This is a genomic window from Limosilactobacillus portuensis (assembly GCF_014838735.1).
Taxonomy (GTDB): domain Bacteria; phylum Bacillota; class Bacilli; order Lactobacillales; family Lactobacillaceae; genus Limosilactobacillus; species Limosilactobacillus portuensis.
Window position 1 is genome coordinate 1 of the sequence record NZ_JABUXQ010000019.1, and the last position, 17053, is coordinate 17053.

Below are 17053 nucleotides of genomic sequence, written 5' to 3' on the forward strand. Positions count from 1 at the left end.
TAAAATAGTGGTGCCCATTAAGGTCCTTCTTTCTAATGGAATGTTGTGGTAACACCATTAAAGACCTTGATGGGTTTTTCTGTCTACTTAAATGTTCAACTTAAATTTTACAATCTGCCATGAATTAATGATCTCTTGTAAATTACGTTCCATATATCCTGCTCCTAAATATTAGTACCTTCTAAATAATTATATCCCAACTTTATTATTTGTATACGAGCACAAGAAAAGCCTCAAGCGAAGAATTTAGTGCTTGAGGCTTTTCCCTTATCAGTACGAACAATTAAAGTCAGTTCTAGTTATCTTGGGAGGAGGTAATTAGAATTCACGCTTCTTAGCAGCAAGGCCAAGACCGAACATTGCAGAAACAGCACCTAATGCAACAATAGCTGAGGCATTCTCGTTACCAGTTTGTGGTAATGTAGCAGCCTTAGTATCATTATTATTGTTTCTCTTAACTGCAACCTTTTCAGAAACTAAACCATTGTTAACAGCATGGCTACTACTATTATTTACATTTGAACCATTGTTGTTAGTGATGATGTTATCATCGTTAGTACTGTTTGAACCACTGTTATTGTTATCTGAATCGTTGTTAGCATTTTGGTTCCAATCAATGTTCTTAAGCAAGTTATTTGCTTGTTCAAGAAGTTGTGAAGCCTTAGCAGCGTTAGCAGCAGCTTCGTTAACAACCTTTTGGGCAGCCTCAACGTTTGCTTGAGCATCCTTTAAGTTTTGGTTAGCATTCAGAACATCTTGGTGAGCAGTCTTAACAGCTTCATCAGCCTTAGTCAGAGCATTTTCAGCATCATCGTAAGCTTTAGTAGCTGTAGCTAACTTATCATTAGCAGCCTTAGCAGCTTCGTCAGCTTTAGTTTCGGCATTACGAGCTTCATCAAAGGCAGTTTGTGCAGCTGCAACATTAGCCTTAGCAACCTTAACATCATTAGCGGCCTTCTTGGAGTTGTTACGAGCAACAATTACTTGGTGTTGGGCAGCCTTAAGGTTTTGTTGAGCAGCTTCTAGATCATTATTAGCTTTCTTCACAGCTTCTTGAGCTTTATTGTATGCAGTTTGGGCATTTTCAACAGCCTTAACTGTATCAAATGTAGCTTGAGCTTTTTGGCTTGCCGTATCAAATGCGTCAGAAGCAGCTTGTTCTGCTTCATCATTCCACTCATTTGGAGTATTGATGTTTTCCTGCTTAGCATCCATGTAAGCATTGAACTTCTCCAAGTAAGTATCATAGTTCTTCATATTATCAACAACACTCTTAGCTTTATTAAGAGCAACTGCGTTTTCATGACTTGGATCGTGACGCCATGCACTCATTGCTTTTTGAAGTTCGTGGTTAGCATTATTGAAAATTTCTTCACGTGCTTGCTTAGAATCAGCAGCATTCTTACTTGCTTTGTCATATGCCTCAGAAGCAGTTTGTTCTGCTTCATCATTCCACTCACTTGGATTATTGATGTTTTCCTGCTTAGCATCCATATATGCGTTGAAGGCTTTGGCAGCAGACGCACTATCAGTATTAGCACTATCAGCAGCATTCTTGTATTGGTAGAGCGGATCATTTTGTGCACTGGTCAAACTATTCTTAGCATCAGATTCTTCCTTACTTGCATCATCAAAAGCAGTTTGTGCATTTGATGCAGCATTTGATGCGGCGTTGTAATTGTTAATAGCATTAACATTGGCTTCGTGGGCAGCATCTAAAGCTGTATTTGCACTAGCAAGAGCAGAATTTGCATCTTCAAGTTTTGCTCCTGCATTATTAGCGTTATTTTGAGCTTCAGTATATGCACTAGCGGCACTCTTAGCATTTTCCAAACCGTTTTGAGCAGCAGTTACATTATTCTTTGCTTGGTCGGCTGCATCTTGAGCACCCTTAACAAGCTGTTCAGCTTTTTCTAGCGCACTCTTAGCATCATTGTAACTCTTAATAGCAGCAACGTTAGCTTCATGAGCATCATTCAATGCTTTATTAGCATTAGCTAAAGTACTCTTAGCTACTTCAAGCTTTTTGCCAGCAGCATTAGCGGCAGCTTGTGCATCCTTAGCAGCCTTCTTAGCAGCAACTAAGGCATCAGAAGCTGTATTAAAGCTTTGTCCCGCCTCATTTGCTTTCTTTTGAGCGGCCATAGCAGCAGCTTGTGCATCCTTAGCAGCTTGTTTAGCAGTAGTGTAATCTTCAGCAGCCTTGTTAGCGTTCTTTGAAGCGACGTCTGCAGCACTCTTAGCAGCTTCGTAAGCAGTTGTGGCACTCTTAACATTAGCAGAAGCACTAGTTAATGTTGTTTGTGCATTGCTTAAGTTTTGCGAAGCAGTAGCAGTGTTATCAGTAATTCCCTTAGCTTGGCTAGTTAATTGAGCAGCTTCTGAAGTAGCAGCCTTTGGTTCAGTTGTGGTGCTTGAAGCAGGTACAGTAGTATCTGCATCACTCTTAACAGCAGCAGAGTTTGAAGCAATTGCGCTGGAATTAGCTGTGTTAGCACTAGCAACAGTTGTAGTGTTAAATGGACAACAACAAACTATTACTGGATTAACAGCGAGTGATTTTGTATTCAGTAAAGATGGTCATCCAGCTCAATTAACTGAAGCTGGGACTTATGATGTCGAGCTTAGTGGAGATGTAATCAATAAGATTCGTCATGAAAATCCAAATTACAATATTGACTTTAGTTCAACAGCAACATTTACTTTGGAAAATAGTAGCCAAACTATTAACTACGTGGATGCCGATAATAATGTAATTAGTTCAGTTAATATTGATGGTCATATAAAAGGAACAAAACTTCCATTTACTCCTGAAATTCCAGTAGGTTGGGTAGCAAGTGATCCAAGTGATGTACCTACTGAAATCATTGTTGATAATGGGACTACTTTAATTATGATTAAGCATGGGACAACCAATGTTGATCATAATAATCCAGTTCCAGAAGGTGAAAAGACACCAACGGGTAAAGAAATTGATGGAGCTCATGAAAATGACTTGAACCAAGCAATTACTCGGACGATCAATGTAATTAACCCAGATGGAACTAAGAGTACAGAAGTTCAAACTGCGAAGATATACCGTGACGCGAGTTACGATGATGTAACAGGTAAAGTAACTTATGGTTCATGGTCAACTGCAAATTGGAGCGAATTTGTTCCAGCAGAAGTCAAGGGCTACACCGCAAGTGAAGAAGTAATTCCAGCTGTTGAAGTTAAGAATGGTCAAAAAGATGAGACTATCGAGGTTACTTATACAGCTAATGAACAAAGTGGTATTATTTCTTACCAAGACAAAGAAGGTAATGAAATTAGTACAAGTCCACTTAGCGGAAAGACTGGAGAGGCAGTAGCAGTTAAACCGGAAATTCCAGCAGGCTGGCAGCTAGTTCCAAGTCAAGAAATTCCAAAGACTGTTACAGCAACAGCAGAAGGTATTCCAACTGTGGTAATCCAGGTTGAACATGGTACAATTATTGTTACTCCGGAAACTCCTACGACTGATATTCCAACTGGCAAAGTTCCGGGTAATCCATCAACTACTTATGAAAAGATGGAATCCCTAACAAAAGAGGTAATGCGGATCATTACTGTTAAATTACCTGATGGACAACGACAGGTAATTACTCAAACGGTTAAATTTATACGGACTGCAACATTTGATGCGGTTACTGGCAAGGTAACTTATAGTGGTTGGCAAGCTAATGGTAGTAATGAATGGCCAACATATTCTGTGCCGGAAATTGATGGTTATATAGCTAGTCAGACTACTGTGCCAACTGAAATAGTTGTTCCTAGTGCTCAAAACGAAAATATTGAAATTGAATACGTCAAGGATAATCAACCATCAGAACCTATTAAACCAGTAGTACCAACAAGTAGTGGTGACAAGCAGGTAACTGATGATCAGCCGAAAAATAAACCAGTTGAACAGGTAATCCAACATGTTACAAATCAACACTTTGCCTCACATCGATTAGTTCAGATTCCAATAAAAGGAAAATCAAAAGCTAATGTTCTTCCCCAAACTGGTAATGATCAAAATAATAATTCTTTATTTGGGTTTGCATTTGCAACCCTTGCAGGTATCTTTGGTTTAGCTGGGATGAAGAAAAAACGCGAGAAATAGTATTTTAACTAAGAGCGAAACCAAGCTAAACAAATGAGTGAGAAATAACTTTCTTGACAGGATGTATGGCTAACCTAGAACGATAGTGGGCACGGCTAGCGTTCGTAGTTAGACACTAGCTCTGTAGTTATTTCGCACGTTATCTTTATAATAGTTAAGAACTAACAAAATGGGGTATCTGTCAACTGGTATTGATGGATATCGATGCCACTCACAGAAATGTGGGTGGTATTTTTTATGCAAATAGGCAATCAATTCTTAAAAAGAAGAAGTTTTGATTGGCAAACCCATAACAGGTTCGTTTAAGAGTTTTGATTTTCCAATTAATTTCCTCTAATGGACCATTCGAAAACTCATACTTGGTGTTGTTAATTACCGCTTGTTGGTTCTTCCTAAGGGTGTTAATCGTGGTATCCATTTCAGTATTGGTAGTCTGGTAATTTTGTAAAACCGCTTGAAGAAGTTTGGGATCACGCTCCCGAAGGGCTTGAGTAATTGCTTGATATGTTTGGTAAACGCCCTTAAAGTCAGTGAATTTACTGGTGATTAAGTCAACGGCGTTTTGCTTCGTCATATATTCATTTATCTCCCAGAGATAAACAGGCTTCTCAGGGTGAAGCTCGGTCTGCTTAAGATGAAATAAACGCCATTGAATTTTCATGATTTTATATTCGCGACTGTGTTTATCTAAGAACTTAAGAATATTAAGTCGACAGTTATCTAAAGCTCAGCCGGCCAATTGGACGATATGAAAACGATCAATAATGATTTGGGCATTCGGAAATAGACGGTAAATAAAACTCTGGTATTGGGCATTGAGGTCGATAACGAGAGCTCGTTCGGTTTGACTATAACGATGATTTTCAAAGTAATCAATAATCGATGGTGAAAGCCGATTGTGAAGTTTAACCACTAGTTGGTGGCTTTCACTGTCACAACAAATAAATGACACGATGGACTTAGTCGAACGAAACTCATCGAAGCAGAGGTGTTTAGGAAGAACGGCCATCCGATAATGTGGTTTAACGCGTTCGATAATCGTCTGCCGAACACTACTGGGCGAGCAATGACAGAGGCGAGCGATTAGCTCGCCATTCATACCTTCATGAGCAAATAGCATAATTTGACTTTTGAGTTTTCGAGTAAGGGTCTGATTGGGCTTAGTTAAATCAGTTGTCGCACCGAAGGTTGTCTGGCAATTGGAACAGTAATAACGTTGCTTGGCCAGGATCATTTCATACCGCATGCCATTAAGACTAGCTAAGCGAAGATGAGTTTTACGAAAGCCATTTTTGACCACAATTTTAAATCCATAATTTATATAGCGTGACACCGGATAAGATAAGGAAGCATGGATTACTTTAAGCTGATCATTGTTTTTCGAAGTCGTTTCAACATTAAGATCTTTAATGTTTTGGTCTTCAATTCCGAGGAGATTTAGGATAGAATTATTTAGGGATATCTGTATAACTTTCTTTATATGATTTTTGTGGTGAATTGATTGTACAACACGAGGGCAGTAGTTGTCCTTTTTGTGTACGGCGAATTGTCGAACTAAGTGCAACGGTTTGTCAAAAAATACTTCATATGGGGTTTCATAGTTTAACACCTTGCGCGGACGTTGATTTAACTGCTTTTGGCACTGTTCAACGTCCTGTTCTGTATAATTATCAATATCTGTTCGCTTGGGAAAATATTCCCGGATTAATCCATTTGTATTCTCATTTGTTCCACGCTGTTCGGGGGAATATGGATCAGGCCAATAGACAATAACACCTAACCTTTCGCTGATTTCATCAAGATGAAGAAACTCGGTCCCATGATCTGGTGTAATAGAATGAACAAATTCTTTAGGAATGGCCCCTAACAGTTCAACTAAGCCTTTATTTATCTCCTGCGAGTCCTTTTGCGCAACCTTTTTGATAAGAGTAAGCCGACTAAGCCGATCGACAACTGTTAAAAGGATAAAGTAACAATCACAGTATCGATTTCCCAGTCACCTATACGTTGACGCTGGTTGATAAAACCAGGGCGCTCATGAATTGAGATATAGTCCGTCTGTACTGCTCGATGTCGTCTAGTATTCTTTGAATGCCGAGTCCGATGTTTATGTCTGAGATGGCGCTGAATACCGGTATCACCACGTGAGGAGTACTTCTCACCTAAATTGTGTTGATAGATATGACGGTAAATGGAGTTGTAGCTAACACACCATTGATGTTCCTTATTAAAGCGAGCGGTAATCTGCTCTGGTGACCAGTGCAGATCTAAGATGTAATGAACAATTTGACGGCGTAGTTGTGGATGGCTGTCTAATAGCCGCTTCTTATGACAATTCTGCCGCTTTTGATGATAGTCATTTTCTGCTTTACTTGGGGAATAATTACCTGCACAACGTTTTAATTCTCGTGAAATAGTACTTGGATTTCGTCCCAGCCGTAACGCAACAGCCCGGATAGATAACCCCTTAGCTCGTAAAAACATAAGCATTTCACGTTCTTTTATAGTAAGATGTTTATAGCTCATACCGGGTACCTCGAATTGTTTGATTTGGTCGTTAAACATATTCTACCCGGTATGGGTTTATTTTTTTACTTTGTGTTACATTTCAATTGTAAATTCGCCACAAAAAACTGGTATTGATTTTTCATCAATACCAAAAAGTGTATACCCGGTATTTTGAAGACTGACGTGTATCCTAGAGTTGGAAATCAACTCTGGGGGTATTTTTATAACAAAAATCAGTATCAATACTAAGGTTAAGGCGATTCAAGAGTACGCGAAAGGCATAGACAGTTTAATGTCTGTAGCTAAGAAATACGGGATTGCCAGATTTGATTTTCAAATTTTAGTGGGAATTTATGCACGATTTGGTAAGGAAGTACTACTTCATCCGCCAGTTGTAACTGGGGATTTTCGAGTGAATTTGGTAAAGTGGAAACAAACTAATCTGGCGTCAATTGCCGAGACATGCATTCACTTTGCTTATCGTTCTCCTGGTTCCGTATATCAATGGGAATGTCTTTACAATAAGCAAGGACCACAAGCCTTACTGCGATTGCGCTCAGGAAGGAAAACGAAAAATGGTCAATCGTCATGACGAACATCAATCCAACAAACTGCATCAACTCCAAAAGCAGAATCAAACCCTACAAAGAGAAAACTTATTATTAAAGATACAACTCGACGCCTCAAAAAAATTACAAGCCTTGAGAAAGTATCCAACAAAGAAATCGCGCAAGTAATCTATGAGCTCAAGGCGAAGTACCTATTAAAGAACCTGATTGAGGCGCTCCCCATTTCAATGTCAACTTACTAATACTGGCAAAACTGCTTCCAACATCCGGATGAGGATGAAGAAGAACTGAAAGAGGTCATCAAAGGGCTCTTCGAGCACTTTGAAGCTGAATATGGGGTTCGTCAGCTGAGTGCTCAAGTCCGCGAGTATTACCGTTTGATTGGCAAGCAAATGCCCAACCATAAGCGCGTTCAGCGCTTGATGCATGAAATGGGACTGAAGTGCACGAAGTATAATCGCCGAGTTCGCAAGTATGATTCTTCTAAAGGACCGAATGGTAAAAAGGCCAAAAATAAACTTCGTCGTCGTTTTATGAGCGATCGTAAGTATCAAAAAATAGTCTGTGATGTCACGGAATTTAAGGCTCAGAATCAGAAACCCGTGTATCTAGAAATTATTAAAGATTTGGCAACCAACCAGATTTTAACTTGGTCCCTTGGCCTGCATCCCAATCTCCATTTCTCACTGGCTCCATTAAAACAGCTGCTTATGCAGCTACCACATACTGGTTATCAATTAACCCTTCATACCGATCAGGGTTGGCAGTATCAACACAAGGCTTGGCGCCATTTATTACGGAAAGGTCACATCTGACAAAGCATGTCACACCGAGCTACTTGCCTTGATAATGCAGCCTGTGAAACAGTTTTTAGTAAGTTAAAAGCGGAAATTGCCCCTGACACAAGTTATCGTAACCAATTAGAATTAATCCAGGCCATTGAAAAGTGGATCCACTTCTACAATGAAAGACGCATCCAAACAAAATTAGGCAACCAAACTCCACTCCAGTATGAGCAAAGCTTAGTTGCCTAAGAAATTATTATTCAGTTTTTCAGTTGAAATATTCAGCTTCCAACTTTATGGGTACATGTCAGACATCGACAGGTTGGTCGGTGTCTTTTTCTTTTACTAATACATATTTTAAAGGAAAACGGAGTTAAATGAAATCCGAAGATTTCATCTAACTCCGCTTATTATTAGGAACTTATGTCACAGTCCCTTTCCTTTTTAAATGATCTTAGTTTATTAACGAGTGGCCGATTGAAGAGCCTTAACAACGGCATCCTTTTCGGCTTGAATCAGGTTAACCTTACTTTCGATCACATTAATGTCCATATTGATTTCACGGGTTAATCTTGGGGTATCAATCTTTGGTTCAAAGAACTGCTTGAATTCTGCTAGACGGGCTGAAGTATGGAATACATTCGCGGTTACAGTAATGTAGGTCGCAAATTCCATATCACCACCGACAGTCTTCTCAAGCCAATCCCAATCATTGCGGATCCAATCCCAAGCTGCTTGTTGACCGGCATTGTTTGCAAGAACGTTGCGGTACCAGCCACGAAGGTCTTGGGGCTTAATTGTATCAGCGTTTTCAAATTCATTAATTAGTTCGGTGATTAATGAATTATCTGGAGTGCTAGTAATTGCACCGTTTAAGTCAACTTTATAACTAGCATCGGTTGTCTCCCGGTAATCTTCAAGCAATTCGTTGAAGAGTTCCTTGCTTCCGTAATGCTTAACTTCATTCCGCAATACTAATGGTCGAATATCAGCAGGGAGCTTTTCTAACCGCTGATAGTTGTTAGTGAAGATTTCATGAGCAGCCTTAATTACTTCTGGATTTTCTGCATAGAGTGCAGCTCCTAAGACGATTGGCCGAGTTAATTGATCATCATTTGATTCATTGCTTTGTGGCTTCCAGCCAAGTCGACTAACCTGCTTGGCACTTAATTGGTTCACAAATTTCTTTAGGGCACTTTCCTCTGCGTTACCGGGAGTTACGAATTGCTTTAACTTATTCACAATTGCATAAAGCGCGGTATTAACGATTTCGGAATGACTATCCGCAAAGCGCGGCAGGAGCGGAATGATGTCCGCGTAGGATAATTGTTGACCATCGGCTAAGAGCCGGAAATCTTGAAGTAGTTGTCGTTGATCAATCGCATTTAAGTCATCAAGATGTTCAAGTAAATCGTTCATTAAGGTTTGATCATACTTAACGATAAAGTGTGAATTGTTACCAACGTTGAGTCTAAATGGTTTGCCATTTTGCTGCCGTAAGTCCTGATAATTACCAAGACTAATGGCTTTTTCCTTCATGATTTGCGGTGCTTCCTTGTAGTTGGCATTTAATGGAATTTGCCATAAACGACCATTATCATGACCATCACCAATAAAGAATTGTTGCTGGCTTAGTTGGAGCAGCCCATCAACCGCGCTTGCTTCGACAACTGGATAACCGGGTTGCTCAAGCCATGACTTCATGATGGCACCAACATCAAGGTTGGCAGCTTTCCCAAGAGCGTCCCAGAGATCCGCACCAGTTGTATTATGGTACTTATGAGCTTCAAAGTAGTTCTTCAGCCCTTCGCGTAAAGCATCGTCGCCAATTAATGCCCGAACCATTACAAGCATCCGTGCACCCTTGGCGTAGACAATCGCACCATCAAATAAGGCGTCAATTTCAGCCGGATTATTAACTTGAACGTGAACTGGTTGAACACCATCAGTAGTGTCACGTTGTAAAGCCATTGGTGCTTCAGAAGTTTGGAACAATTCCCAAATCTTCCATTCAGGATGAATTGCGTCTACCGCAACGTATTCCATCATGTTAGCAAAGCTTTCATTGAGCCACAGATCATCCCACCACTTCATTGTGACCAGATCACCAAACCATTGGTGAGCCAGTTCATGGGTAATAACGGTAGCAACAAGCCGCTTCATATCTAATGAAGTGTTGTCCGGATCGAGAAGGAGGTACGCTTCCCGATAAGTTACCAAGCCCCAGTTTTCCATTGCGCCCGCGGAAAAATCAGGAAGTGCTAATTGCCATGAATGAGGAAGCGGGTACGGGGTTTCGTAGAACTTCTCGTAGAATTCAATTGCTTTTTTCGCAATCTCAAGAGCAAAGTCTAATTCTTTTGGTTGGTGAGCCTTAGTAGCAAAAACACCGACTTCAACACCGCTTTCAGTAGTTGTCTTCTTGGATTGAAGTTCACCGAAAGCAAAGGCGACTAAGTAGGTCGACATCCGAACAGTTTGCTGGAAATAGTGTACGCCAGCTGAAACATGATCTTCTGGCATGTTAGCGATGATGGTTTCTCCCGGATGTTCATCGAATTTAATTGCTAAACTAAAAGTAGCCTTGGCTTCGGGTTCATCAACACAGGGAAACGCTTGACGAGCAAAGGTAGTCTCAAATTGGGTTCCAATGATTTGCTTCTTTTCACCGTTAACCTTGTAGTATGAAGGGTAGATCCCCATCATTGTATCTGTTAATGGTGCAGAGTAATTAATTGTTAAGGTAACTTCTCCGGTTTCCGGTACGGTAATATTTACCGTTTCATCATCGTTATTTACTGTGAAGGGAACATCTTCACCAGCAATTTGGACGGATGAGATTGTGAGGAATTTTTGGTTAACACTGATTTGGGGCTCACTTGCATTTCCCGTAATGGTTGTGTTACCAGTGATGGTTTTCTTTTCCCGATCGATATCAATAAAGACATCGTAGTGGGAAGGTTGAAACTTTTCATAAAGACGTTTAATTGTTGACATAAATTCACCAGTCCTTTACTTAACTGCTTTAACAAATTCTTTTACCATTATACCGTAACTTGGTTCTTAGCTGAATAAGACAGCATTTTAGCCTAAAATTTGCTATAATAGTGGGCGATTTCATTCAAGTTGTTGGAGAGCTTGATTGGCTAGATGATGGGCACCGTGATTTTCGTGCTCACTAATCCACTGGGTAACCACCGTTGTAAATTGGCTAAGAAGCTGATTTAACTGTTTTAATTGCGATTGGTAATGTTTAGTATAATTTTTACCAATTGCATCGCTTAATAACCGACTATCGGTATAGAATAAAACTGTTTCCTGATGGTCATAATGGTCAACTAGGTACTGAAAACCAGCAATCGCTGCCGCAAATTCACCCTCGTGGTTTGTTGCGGACTCAAGAGTTTGTGAGAGTTGTTGCTGTTGGTGCTGATTAATAATTAGGATTCCAAGTCCTGTTGGTCCGGGATTACCCTTAGTTGCAGCATCTGTATATATTTTTAGCATAAAATTAATTCACCCCAATTGAAAGGAAAACTTTACTTTATGGAAGAAGAAACTCGTTATTTTTACCAACCTAACCTTACCACGACAATTATTAGCTGGTGCTGGACATTCTTGATTTTTATCGCTGGTCTAGTTGTCTGGCTTGAGATTACTCACTTCCAGTGGTTAACAGCCCTTCTTTTTTTGCTTTTTATTATTGTAACGCTTTTGGGAATCTTTCGGCGGACCGTGCTAATTACTCCAAGTAAAATGGTCTTTAGCAGAGTTTTGCAAAAAGACTATTTAGTAATTCCATTAGCTGATATTCGTCAGTCACGGTTCACTAAACATACGGTTAGTTTTACTGTAAATGGGGAAGTATTTAACTTTGCCTTTTCAAATAAGGCTATTCGGCGACTGAAACTGGCGTTGAGCAACTTAAAGGAGGAACAGTAGGGATGATCTTTTTTAGTTACCTCTTATTGATCCTTGCTTTAATCTGTCTTGATCAATGGCTGAAAATTTGGGTCAGCACTAATATTGCGTTGAATCACAGTCAACACTTTATTCCTGGGATTATGGATTTAACTAACCTCCATAACTATGGAGCTGCTTGGAGTATGTTTCAGGGTCAGCAATTATTTTTCAGCATTGTAACGGTTGTTGTAATTGTGGGAATTGGATACTGTTTTTGGCGCTTTCGTCAACGTCACCAGATTTTACTATGTTTGAGTCTAATTTTGGCAGGGGCAATTGGCAACTTTATTGACCGCTTGCTTCAAGGCTATGTCGTTGATATGTTTGAATTTTTACCAGTTAATTTCCCGGTGTTTAATATTGCGGATATGTGCCTAACGATTGGGGTAATTATGCTGATTATTATTGTGCTTCGTGAGGATGATGAAAAGTGACAGATGAGTTGAAGTTAACGATTGATTCAGCAATGACTGGGCGAATTGATAAGGAGCTTGCCCACCATCTAACCGATATCTCCCGTTCACAACTCCAAAAGTGGATCGAGGACGGTAACGTTACCGTCAACGGTGAGACCGTTAAGCCAAAGTACAAGCTTGCTGTTGGCGACGAGGTTGTTGTTCAGCCGGAAAAGCCACAGAAAATTGACTTAGAGCCAGAAAATATTCCCTTAGACATTGTGTATGAGGATGATGACGTGATTGTCGTTAATAAGCCACAGGGGATGGTAGTTCACCCGGCTCAAGGGCATCCCAACCATACCCTAGTTAACGCTCTTCTTTACCATTCGCCATTGTCGACAATTAACGGCAAGTTTCGTCCAGGAATTGTTCACCGAATTGATAAGGACACTTCTGGGTTATTAATGATTGCTAAAAATGATCTCGCCCACCGCTCATTAGCTGCTCAGCTAAAAGCAAAGACTAATGAACGGGAATACGTCGCCCTGGTTCATGGTGTGATTAAGGAAGAGCGTGGAACGATTGATGCGCCGCTTGGTCGATCAAAGAAGGATCGGAAAAAGCAGGCAGTGGTTGAAGATGGTCGGCACGCGGTAACCCATTTTAAGGTTTTAGAACGTTTTCAGCACTATACGTTGGTCAGCTGCCAGTTAGAAACGGGACGGACACACCAGATTCGTGTTCACATGAAGTATATTGGGCACCCACTAGCAGGCGATCCACTATATGGACCACGGAAAACACTTTCTGGTAACGGTCAGTATCTTCATGCACGGTTGTTAGGGTTTAAGCACCCTCGGACAGGTAAGCAGATGACCTTTACGTCGCCGCTCCCGGAGTATTTTCAAAAAAAGATCGCTCGCTTAGAAAAAACGGATCGCCCTTCATAGTGAATTGGTAAACGTCTAGCAAACTATTTTTAAAATTTGCTAGGCTTTTTATTTAATAGCTCTTTGAAACATTTCCGATCATTTATATAATAGTTAAGGAAACAAATGCGGTGAAAAAAGGAGTGAGCACTGTGGCAGCACGCTACCTAATTTTTGAAGACGGAACCATCTTTAAAGGTGATGGATTTGGCTCACCAGCAGTAACCTTTGGTGAAGTAGTTTTTAATACAAGCATGACGGGTTATCAGGAAATTATTACTAACCAGATTTACGATAATCAAATTGTAACCTTTACCCAACCGAATATTGGCGGTTACGGGATCCAACGGAATATTTATGAATCAATTGTCCCGACTATTAAAGGGGTAATTGTTCGCTCGTTATCGAATGTAGCAACCGATAATATCCGTCGATTAACCCTGGATCAATATTTAAACCAAATGAATATTCCGGGAATTACTAATATTGATACTCGGGCAATCACTCATAAACTTCGGGATGCTGGCAAACCGCTGAAGGGGAGTATTGTTCCAGTTCCGGATGATCATGCATTTGATCAGCTTCACGCGACTGTTTTGACGAATCAGCAGGTCGCCCAGGTTTCGACACCTAAACCATATCCTAATCCTGGAGTTGGAATGAGTGTGGTTGTGGTTGATTTTGGCTTAAAGAACGGGATCCTTCGGGAGCTGAGTCGGCGAAAGTGCAATGTCACTGTTCTGCCATATAACGCGACTGCCGACGAAATTTTACGGCTTGATCCTGACGGGGTAGTCCTTTCAAGTGGTCCTGGCGATCCGCATTATGTGAAGTCAGCGGTCCTGGAAATGATCCGAAAAGTTCAGGAACAAGTACCGCTCTTCGGAATTGGCCTTGGCCATGAACTATTTGCGTTGGCTAATGGCGCTCAGGTAATGCCGCTTGGTGTTGAGCATCACGGGATGAATCACCCAATTAAGGAAATCATTACTGATCACATTGTTTATGCGAACCAATCAGAAGGTTATACAGTTGATTGGAGTACAGTCGATCGGTCAAAATTGTTCGTTACGTATACTGATATGATCGACAGTAGCGTTCAGGGGTTGCGTCATCGGCAGTTTCCGGCTTTCTCTGTCCAATTCTTCCCGGATGGTGCACCAGGACCAGATGAAACAGATGGCTTATTTGATGAGTTTATTGACACGATGAAGCGGAAGGAGGAACGACGGTAGTGACAAATAAAAAATCAATTTTGATTATCGGCGCTGGTCCGAACAATATTCAGCATGGGGATGAAGTTGATTCCGCAACTTATCAGCTAGCAACCTACCTTCGTCGAGCTGGTGTTATCACTATCTTAGCGGACAATAACCCATTTTCTTATAGCCTGAATGATTCTTCCGTGATCGATCATTCATCAATTGGACCATTGACCGTTAACCATTTGATTGAATTGATCGAAAAATACCAACCACGGGCAATCCTGCCGACATTAGGTAATCGGCAAGCTTTTCTTCTTACGCAGGAGTTGCTTGAAAAGGGAATTTTGCGAAAAAAGGAGATTGAACTTCTTGGAGTACCGGAAGCAACCGTGCGTCAAGTTAATAACCCAGTGTTACTTGAGCGAACTCTCCGTCAAATGGGTGCGCCGATGAAGAAGATCGTTACGGTTAATAATTATCCCGATGCACTAGAAGAAGCTCAGCGACTTGGTTATCCGGTAATTATTCGCTCCGTGTTACCTAAAATTACAAGTACCCGGCAGATCGTTCACGACCAAAGTGAGTTAGCTGCTGCTGTCAGCAAGTGCCTAAGTCAATCGCGAGCAGAGCAGGTTTACGTTCAGCAAAGTCTTGCTGGCTATAAGGAAATTGAAGTGGTTGTTCAGCGTGATCGATCCGGAACAATGATGATGCTCGGGATAGTTGAGGATATGGATCCGATTGGGATTCATGCTGGTGATTCGATTGCCTTTAATCCCGTGCAGACGCTCCTTGACCGCCAAATCCAGGATATGCGGGATACTGCATTTGCGATTACCCGAAAATTACGGATTGTTGGGGTTAATCACGTTCAATTTGCCCTAGATCCAGTTAATGATAATTTTTATGTCATTAAGAGTAGTTCATACTTTGACCGGATGGTGTCCTTTGTCGCTCAGTCAACTGGCTATCCAGTAGCGATGGTGAGCGCCCAGTTATATTTAGGCAAAACATTGCGGGAGATTGATTTAGGCCCGGGATTTGCTAAACATGCGGCCTTAATTGAACCAGCAATGGATCATATTGCGGCACGGGTACCCGTTTGGGGATTTAGTCCGGAACAAGCGCAAAAGCAATTATTGGGGACTGAAAAGAAATCTGTTGGGACAGTTTTTGGCATTGGCAGAAGCCCAGCGGAAGCGTTATTTAAGGCGATTGAATCGCGGTATCATGAGCCAACTGACTTTCACCTCCAATCGCAGGCAAAGTTATCTGATGATGAATTGGTTGATCGGCTAGTCCATCCACATGCTGAACGGCTATTTTCTCTTTTGGAAGCGATGCAACGTGGCTATACCGCCTACGAACTAGTTGAAATGACTAAGATCGATCCCTTTTATTTTGATCAACTAGCAAAGATGAAGGAACTTATAACCGAATTGATTGAACATCCAGGAAAAGAGCCGGTTTTAGCTAAGGCTAAGCACAACGGATTAAGCAACCAGTTAATTGCTAAGCTCTGGGAAACGACTCCTAAACAAATTTACCAAATGATGCAGGATCATAATCTTACAGTGAAGTATAAGGAAGTTGAACCGTCTGCTGGTGAATTTGATCAACATACCCAGACGTTTTATTCGGCCTATGAGGATGAAAATGAAGCATTAACATTGCCACAACCAAGTGCTTTATTTATCGGCACGGGTGGCTTACGATTGGGACTTAGTAATGCTGGGGACTTTTTTGTTGCTTCTATGATGATGCAGCTTCAACGACAGAATTTCCACACAATTATTATGAATTGTAATCCAAGTTCTGTGACCCTTAACACATTAATTGCCGACAAGCGGTATATTGAACCCGCATCAGCTGAGAATGTTCTTTCGGTTGTTGAGATCGATCAGCCACAGTTAATTTTCATTCCCGCTAGTTACACCAATCTCTTAGAAACGTTAAAGCAATATGATTTGCAAAGCAAAGTTATTACCTTGCCAGATGACCGTTTAGGCAATTTGCAACCACGCTCTAACCAGTTAGTAGCACTTGATTACCTCTGGGACGGGAAAAATGAAAAGTTTCTCGCTTCAACCGCAGCTTTACAATCTGCCACTAATTTTGATTACGAGATGGTTAATTTACAGTTACCGGCTGCAATCAAAGATGAGGAGTTAAAGAAAATGCAGGCTACTGCTTGTGAGGTAGTTGAGCAGCAGTCGAAGCCAGGCTTTTATCAGGTAATTTTTGAGCAAGATGGACTGGAATATAAAGCATTAACAGTTCAATCAATTAGCCTTCCGGAAGTAGCGTTCCTTTCAAAATCACTAGGGATTAATCTTCCAGCGCTTCTGGGAAGAGTTGTTAGTGATCAGAGCTTTAATCTTGCTGATACTGAAATCACGCAACCAACAGGAACCGTGACCTATCGTGCCACTTTTCCAGTTGAGTCGCTCCAGATGAAGCCTCAAGAAATTCTTGGTCCAAATAAGATTATCGGTGCTGAGATCCAATTTATGGATTAAAAAATTACATAATTATAAAAAGTGAGGATTCAAAGACCGGGGTTAACGAGC

Annotated in this window: 12 protein-coding genes and 2 pseudogenes; 9 read left to right on the top strand and 5 right to left on the bottom strand. The window is 40.9% G+C overall.

The window, feature by feature from the left end:
* Positions 1-318: 318 nt before the first annotated feature.
* On the bottom strand, positions 319-2145 hold the full coding sequence (locus HUK49_RS07195; RefSeq protein WP_191913210.1) for an LPXTG cell wall anchor domain-containing protein: 1827 nt from the start codon (positions 2143-2145) through the stop codon (positions 319-321).
* Between the two features lie 265 nt (positions 2146-2410).
* On the opposite strand from HUK49_RS07195, the gene HUK49_RS07200 reads away from it, so the two are divergent.
* A complete protein-coding gene (locus tag HUK49_RS07200; protein WP_328797263.1) occupies positions 2411-4126 on the top strand; it encodes a mucin-binding protein in 1716 nt (571 codons plus the stop codon).
* A 235-nt stretch (positions 4127-4361) separates the two neighbouring features.
* Here HUK49_RS07200 and HUK49_RS07205 read toward each other — a convergent pair.
* A pseudogene (locus HUK49_RS07205) lies at positions 4362-5588 on the bottom strand (ISL3 family transposase).
* A 90-nt stretch (positions 5589-5678) separates the two neighbouring features.
* A pseudogene (locus HUK49_RS07210) lies at positions 5679-6652 on the bottom strand (IS30 family transposase); the annotation flags it as partial.
* Positions 6653-6926: 274 nt separating this feature from the next.
* Here HUK49_RS07210 and HUK49_RS11285 point away from each other — a divergent pair.
* The 3 genes from HUK49_RS11285 (at position 6927) to HUK49_RS11295 (ending at position 8237) form a co-directional block, all read left to right on the top strand.
* Positions 6927-7226: a helix-turn-helix domain-containing protein gene (locus HUK49_RS11285; RefSeq protein WP_235981045.1), complete on the top strand. Its 300-nt coding sequence runs from the start codon at positions 6927-6929 to the stop codon at positions 7224-7226.
* Positions 7227-7502: 276 nt separating this feature from the next.
* Positions 7503-8018 carry a DDE-type integrase/transposase/recombinase gene (locus HUK49_RS11290; RefSeq protein ID WP_328797264.1) on the top strand — a complete coding sequence of 172 codons (516 nt, stop codon included), beginning with the start codon at positions 7503-7505 and terminating at the stop codon, positions 8016-8018.
* Positions 8019-8024: 6 nt separating this feature from the next.
* Positions 8025-8237, top strand: a complete 213-nt coding sequence (locus tag HUK49_RS11295) for an IS3 family transposase (protein WP_235981047.1) — start codon at positions 8025-8027, stop codon at positions 8235-8237.
* A gap of 213 nt (positions 8238-8450) precedes the next feature.
* On the opposite strand, the gene HUK49_RS07220 is transcribed toward HUK49_RS11295, so the two are convergent.
* Positions 8451-10985, bottom strand: coding sequence for a M1 family metallopeptidase (locus HUK49_RS07220; protein WP_191913212.1), 2535 nt, complete (start codon positions 10983-10985; stop codon positions 8451-8453).
* A 120-nt stretch (positions 10986-11105) separates the two neighbouring features.
* Positions 11106-11495, bottom strand: coding sequence for a ribonuclease HI family protein (locus tag HUK49_RS07225; protein ID WP_191913213.1), 390 nt, complete (start codon positions 11493-11495; stop codon positions 11106-11108).
* Positions 11496-11534: 39 nt separating this feature from the next.
* Between HUK49_RS07225 and HUK49_RS07230 the strand changes: the two genes are divergently transcribed.
* The 5 genes from HUK49_RS07230 (at position 11535) to HUK49_RS07250 (ending at position 17002) form a co-directional block, all read left to right on the top strand.
* Complete coding sequence (locus HUK49_RS07230; RefSeq protein WP_191913214.1) at positions 11535-11930, top strand: EbsA family protein; 396 nt, start codon at positions 11535-11537, stop codon at positions 11928-11930.
* Between the two features lie 2 nt (positions 11931-11932).
* Positions 11933-12385, top strand: a complete 453-nt coding sequence (lspA, locus tag HUK49_RS07235; protein ID WP_102169339.1) for a signal peptidase II — start codon at positions 11933-11935, stop codon at positions 12383-12385.
* Positions 12382-13299, top strand: a complete 918-nt coding sequence (locus tag HUK49_RS07240) for an RluA family pseudouridine synthase (RefSeq protein ID WP_191913215.1) — start codon at positions 12382-12384, stop codon at positions 13297-13299. Before lspA ends, HUK49_RS07240 begins: the two co-directional genes overlap by 4 nt.
* 131 nt (positions 13300-13430) lie before the next feature.
* A complete protein-coding gene (locus HUK49_RS07245; protein ID WP_102169341.1) occupies positions 13431-14513 on the top strand; it encodes a carbamoyl phosphate synthase small subunit in 1083 nt (360 codons plus the stop codon).
* Complete coding sequence (locus HUK49_RS07250; RefSeq protein WP_191913216.1) at positions 14513-17002, top strand: ATP-binding protein; 2490 nt, start codon at positions 14513-14515, stop codon at positions 17000-17002. Before HUK49_RS07245 ends, HUK49_RS07250 begins: the two co-directional genes overlap by 1 nt.
* Positions 17003-17053 lie beyond the last annotated feature (51 nt).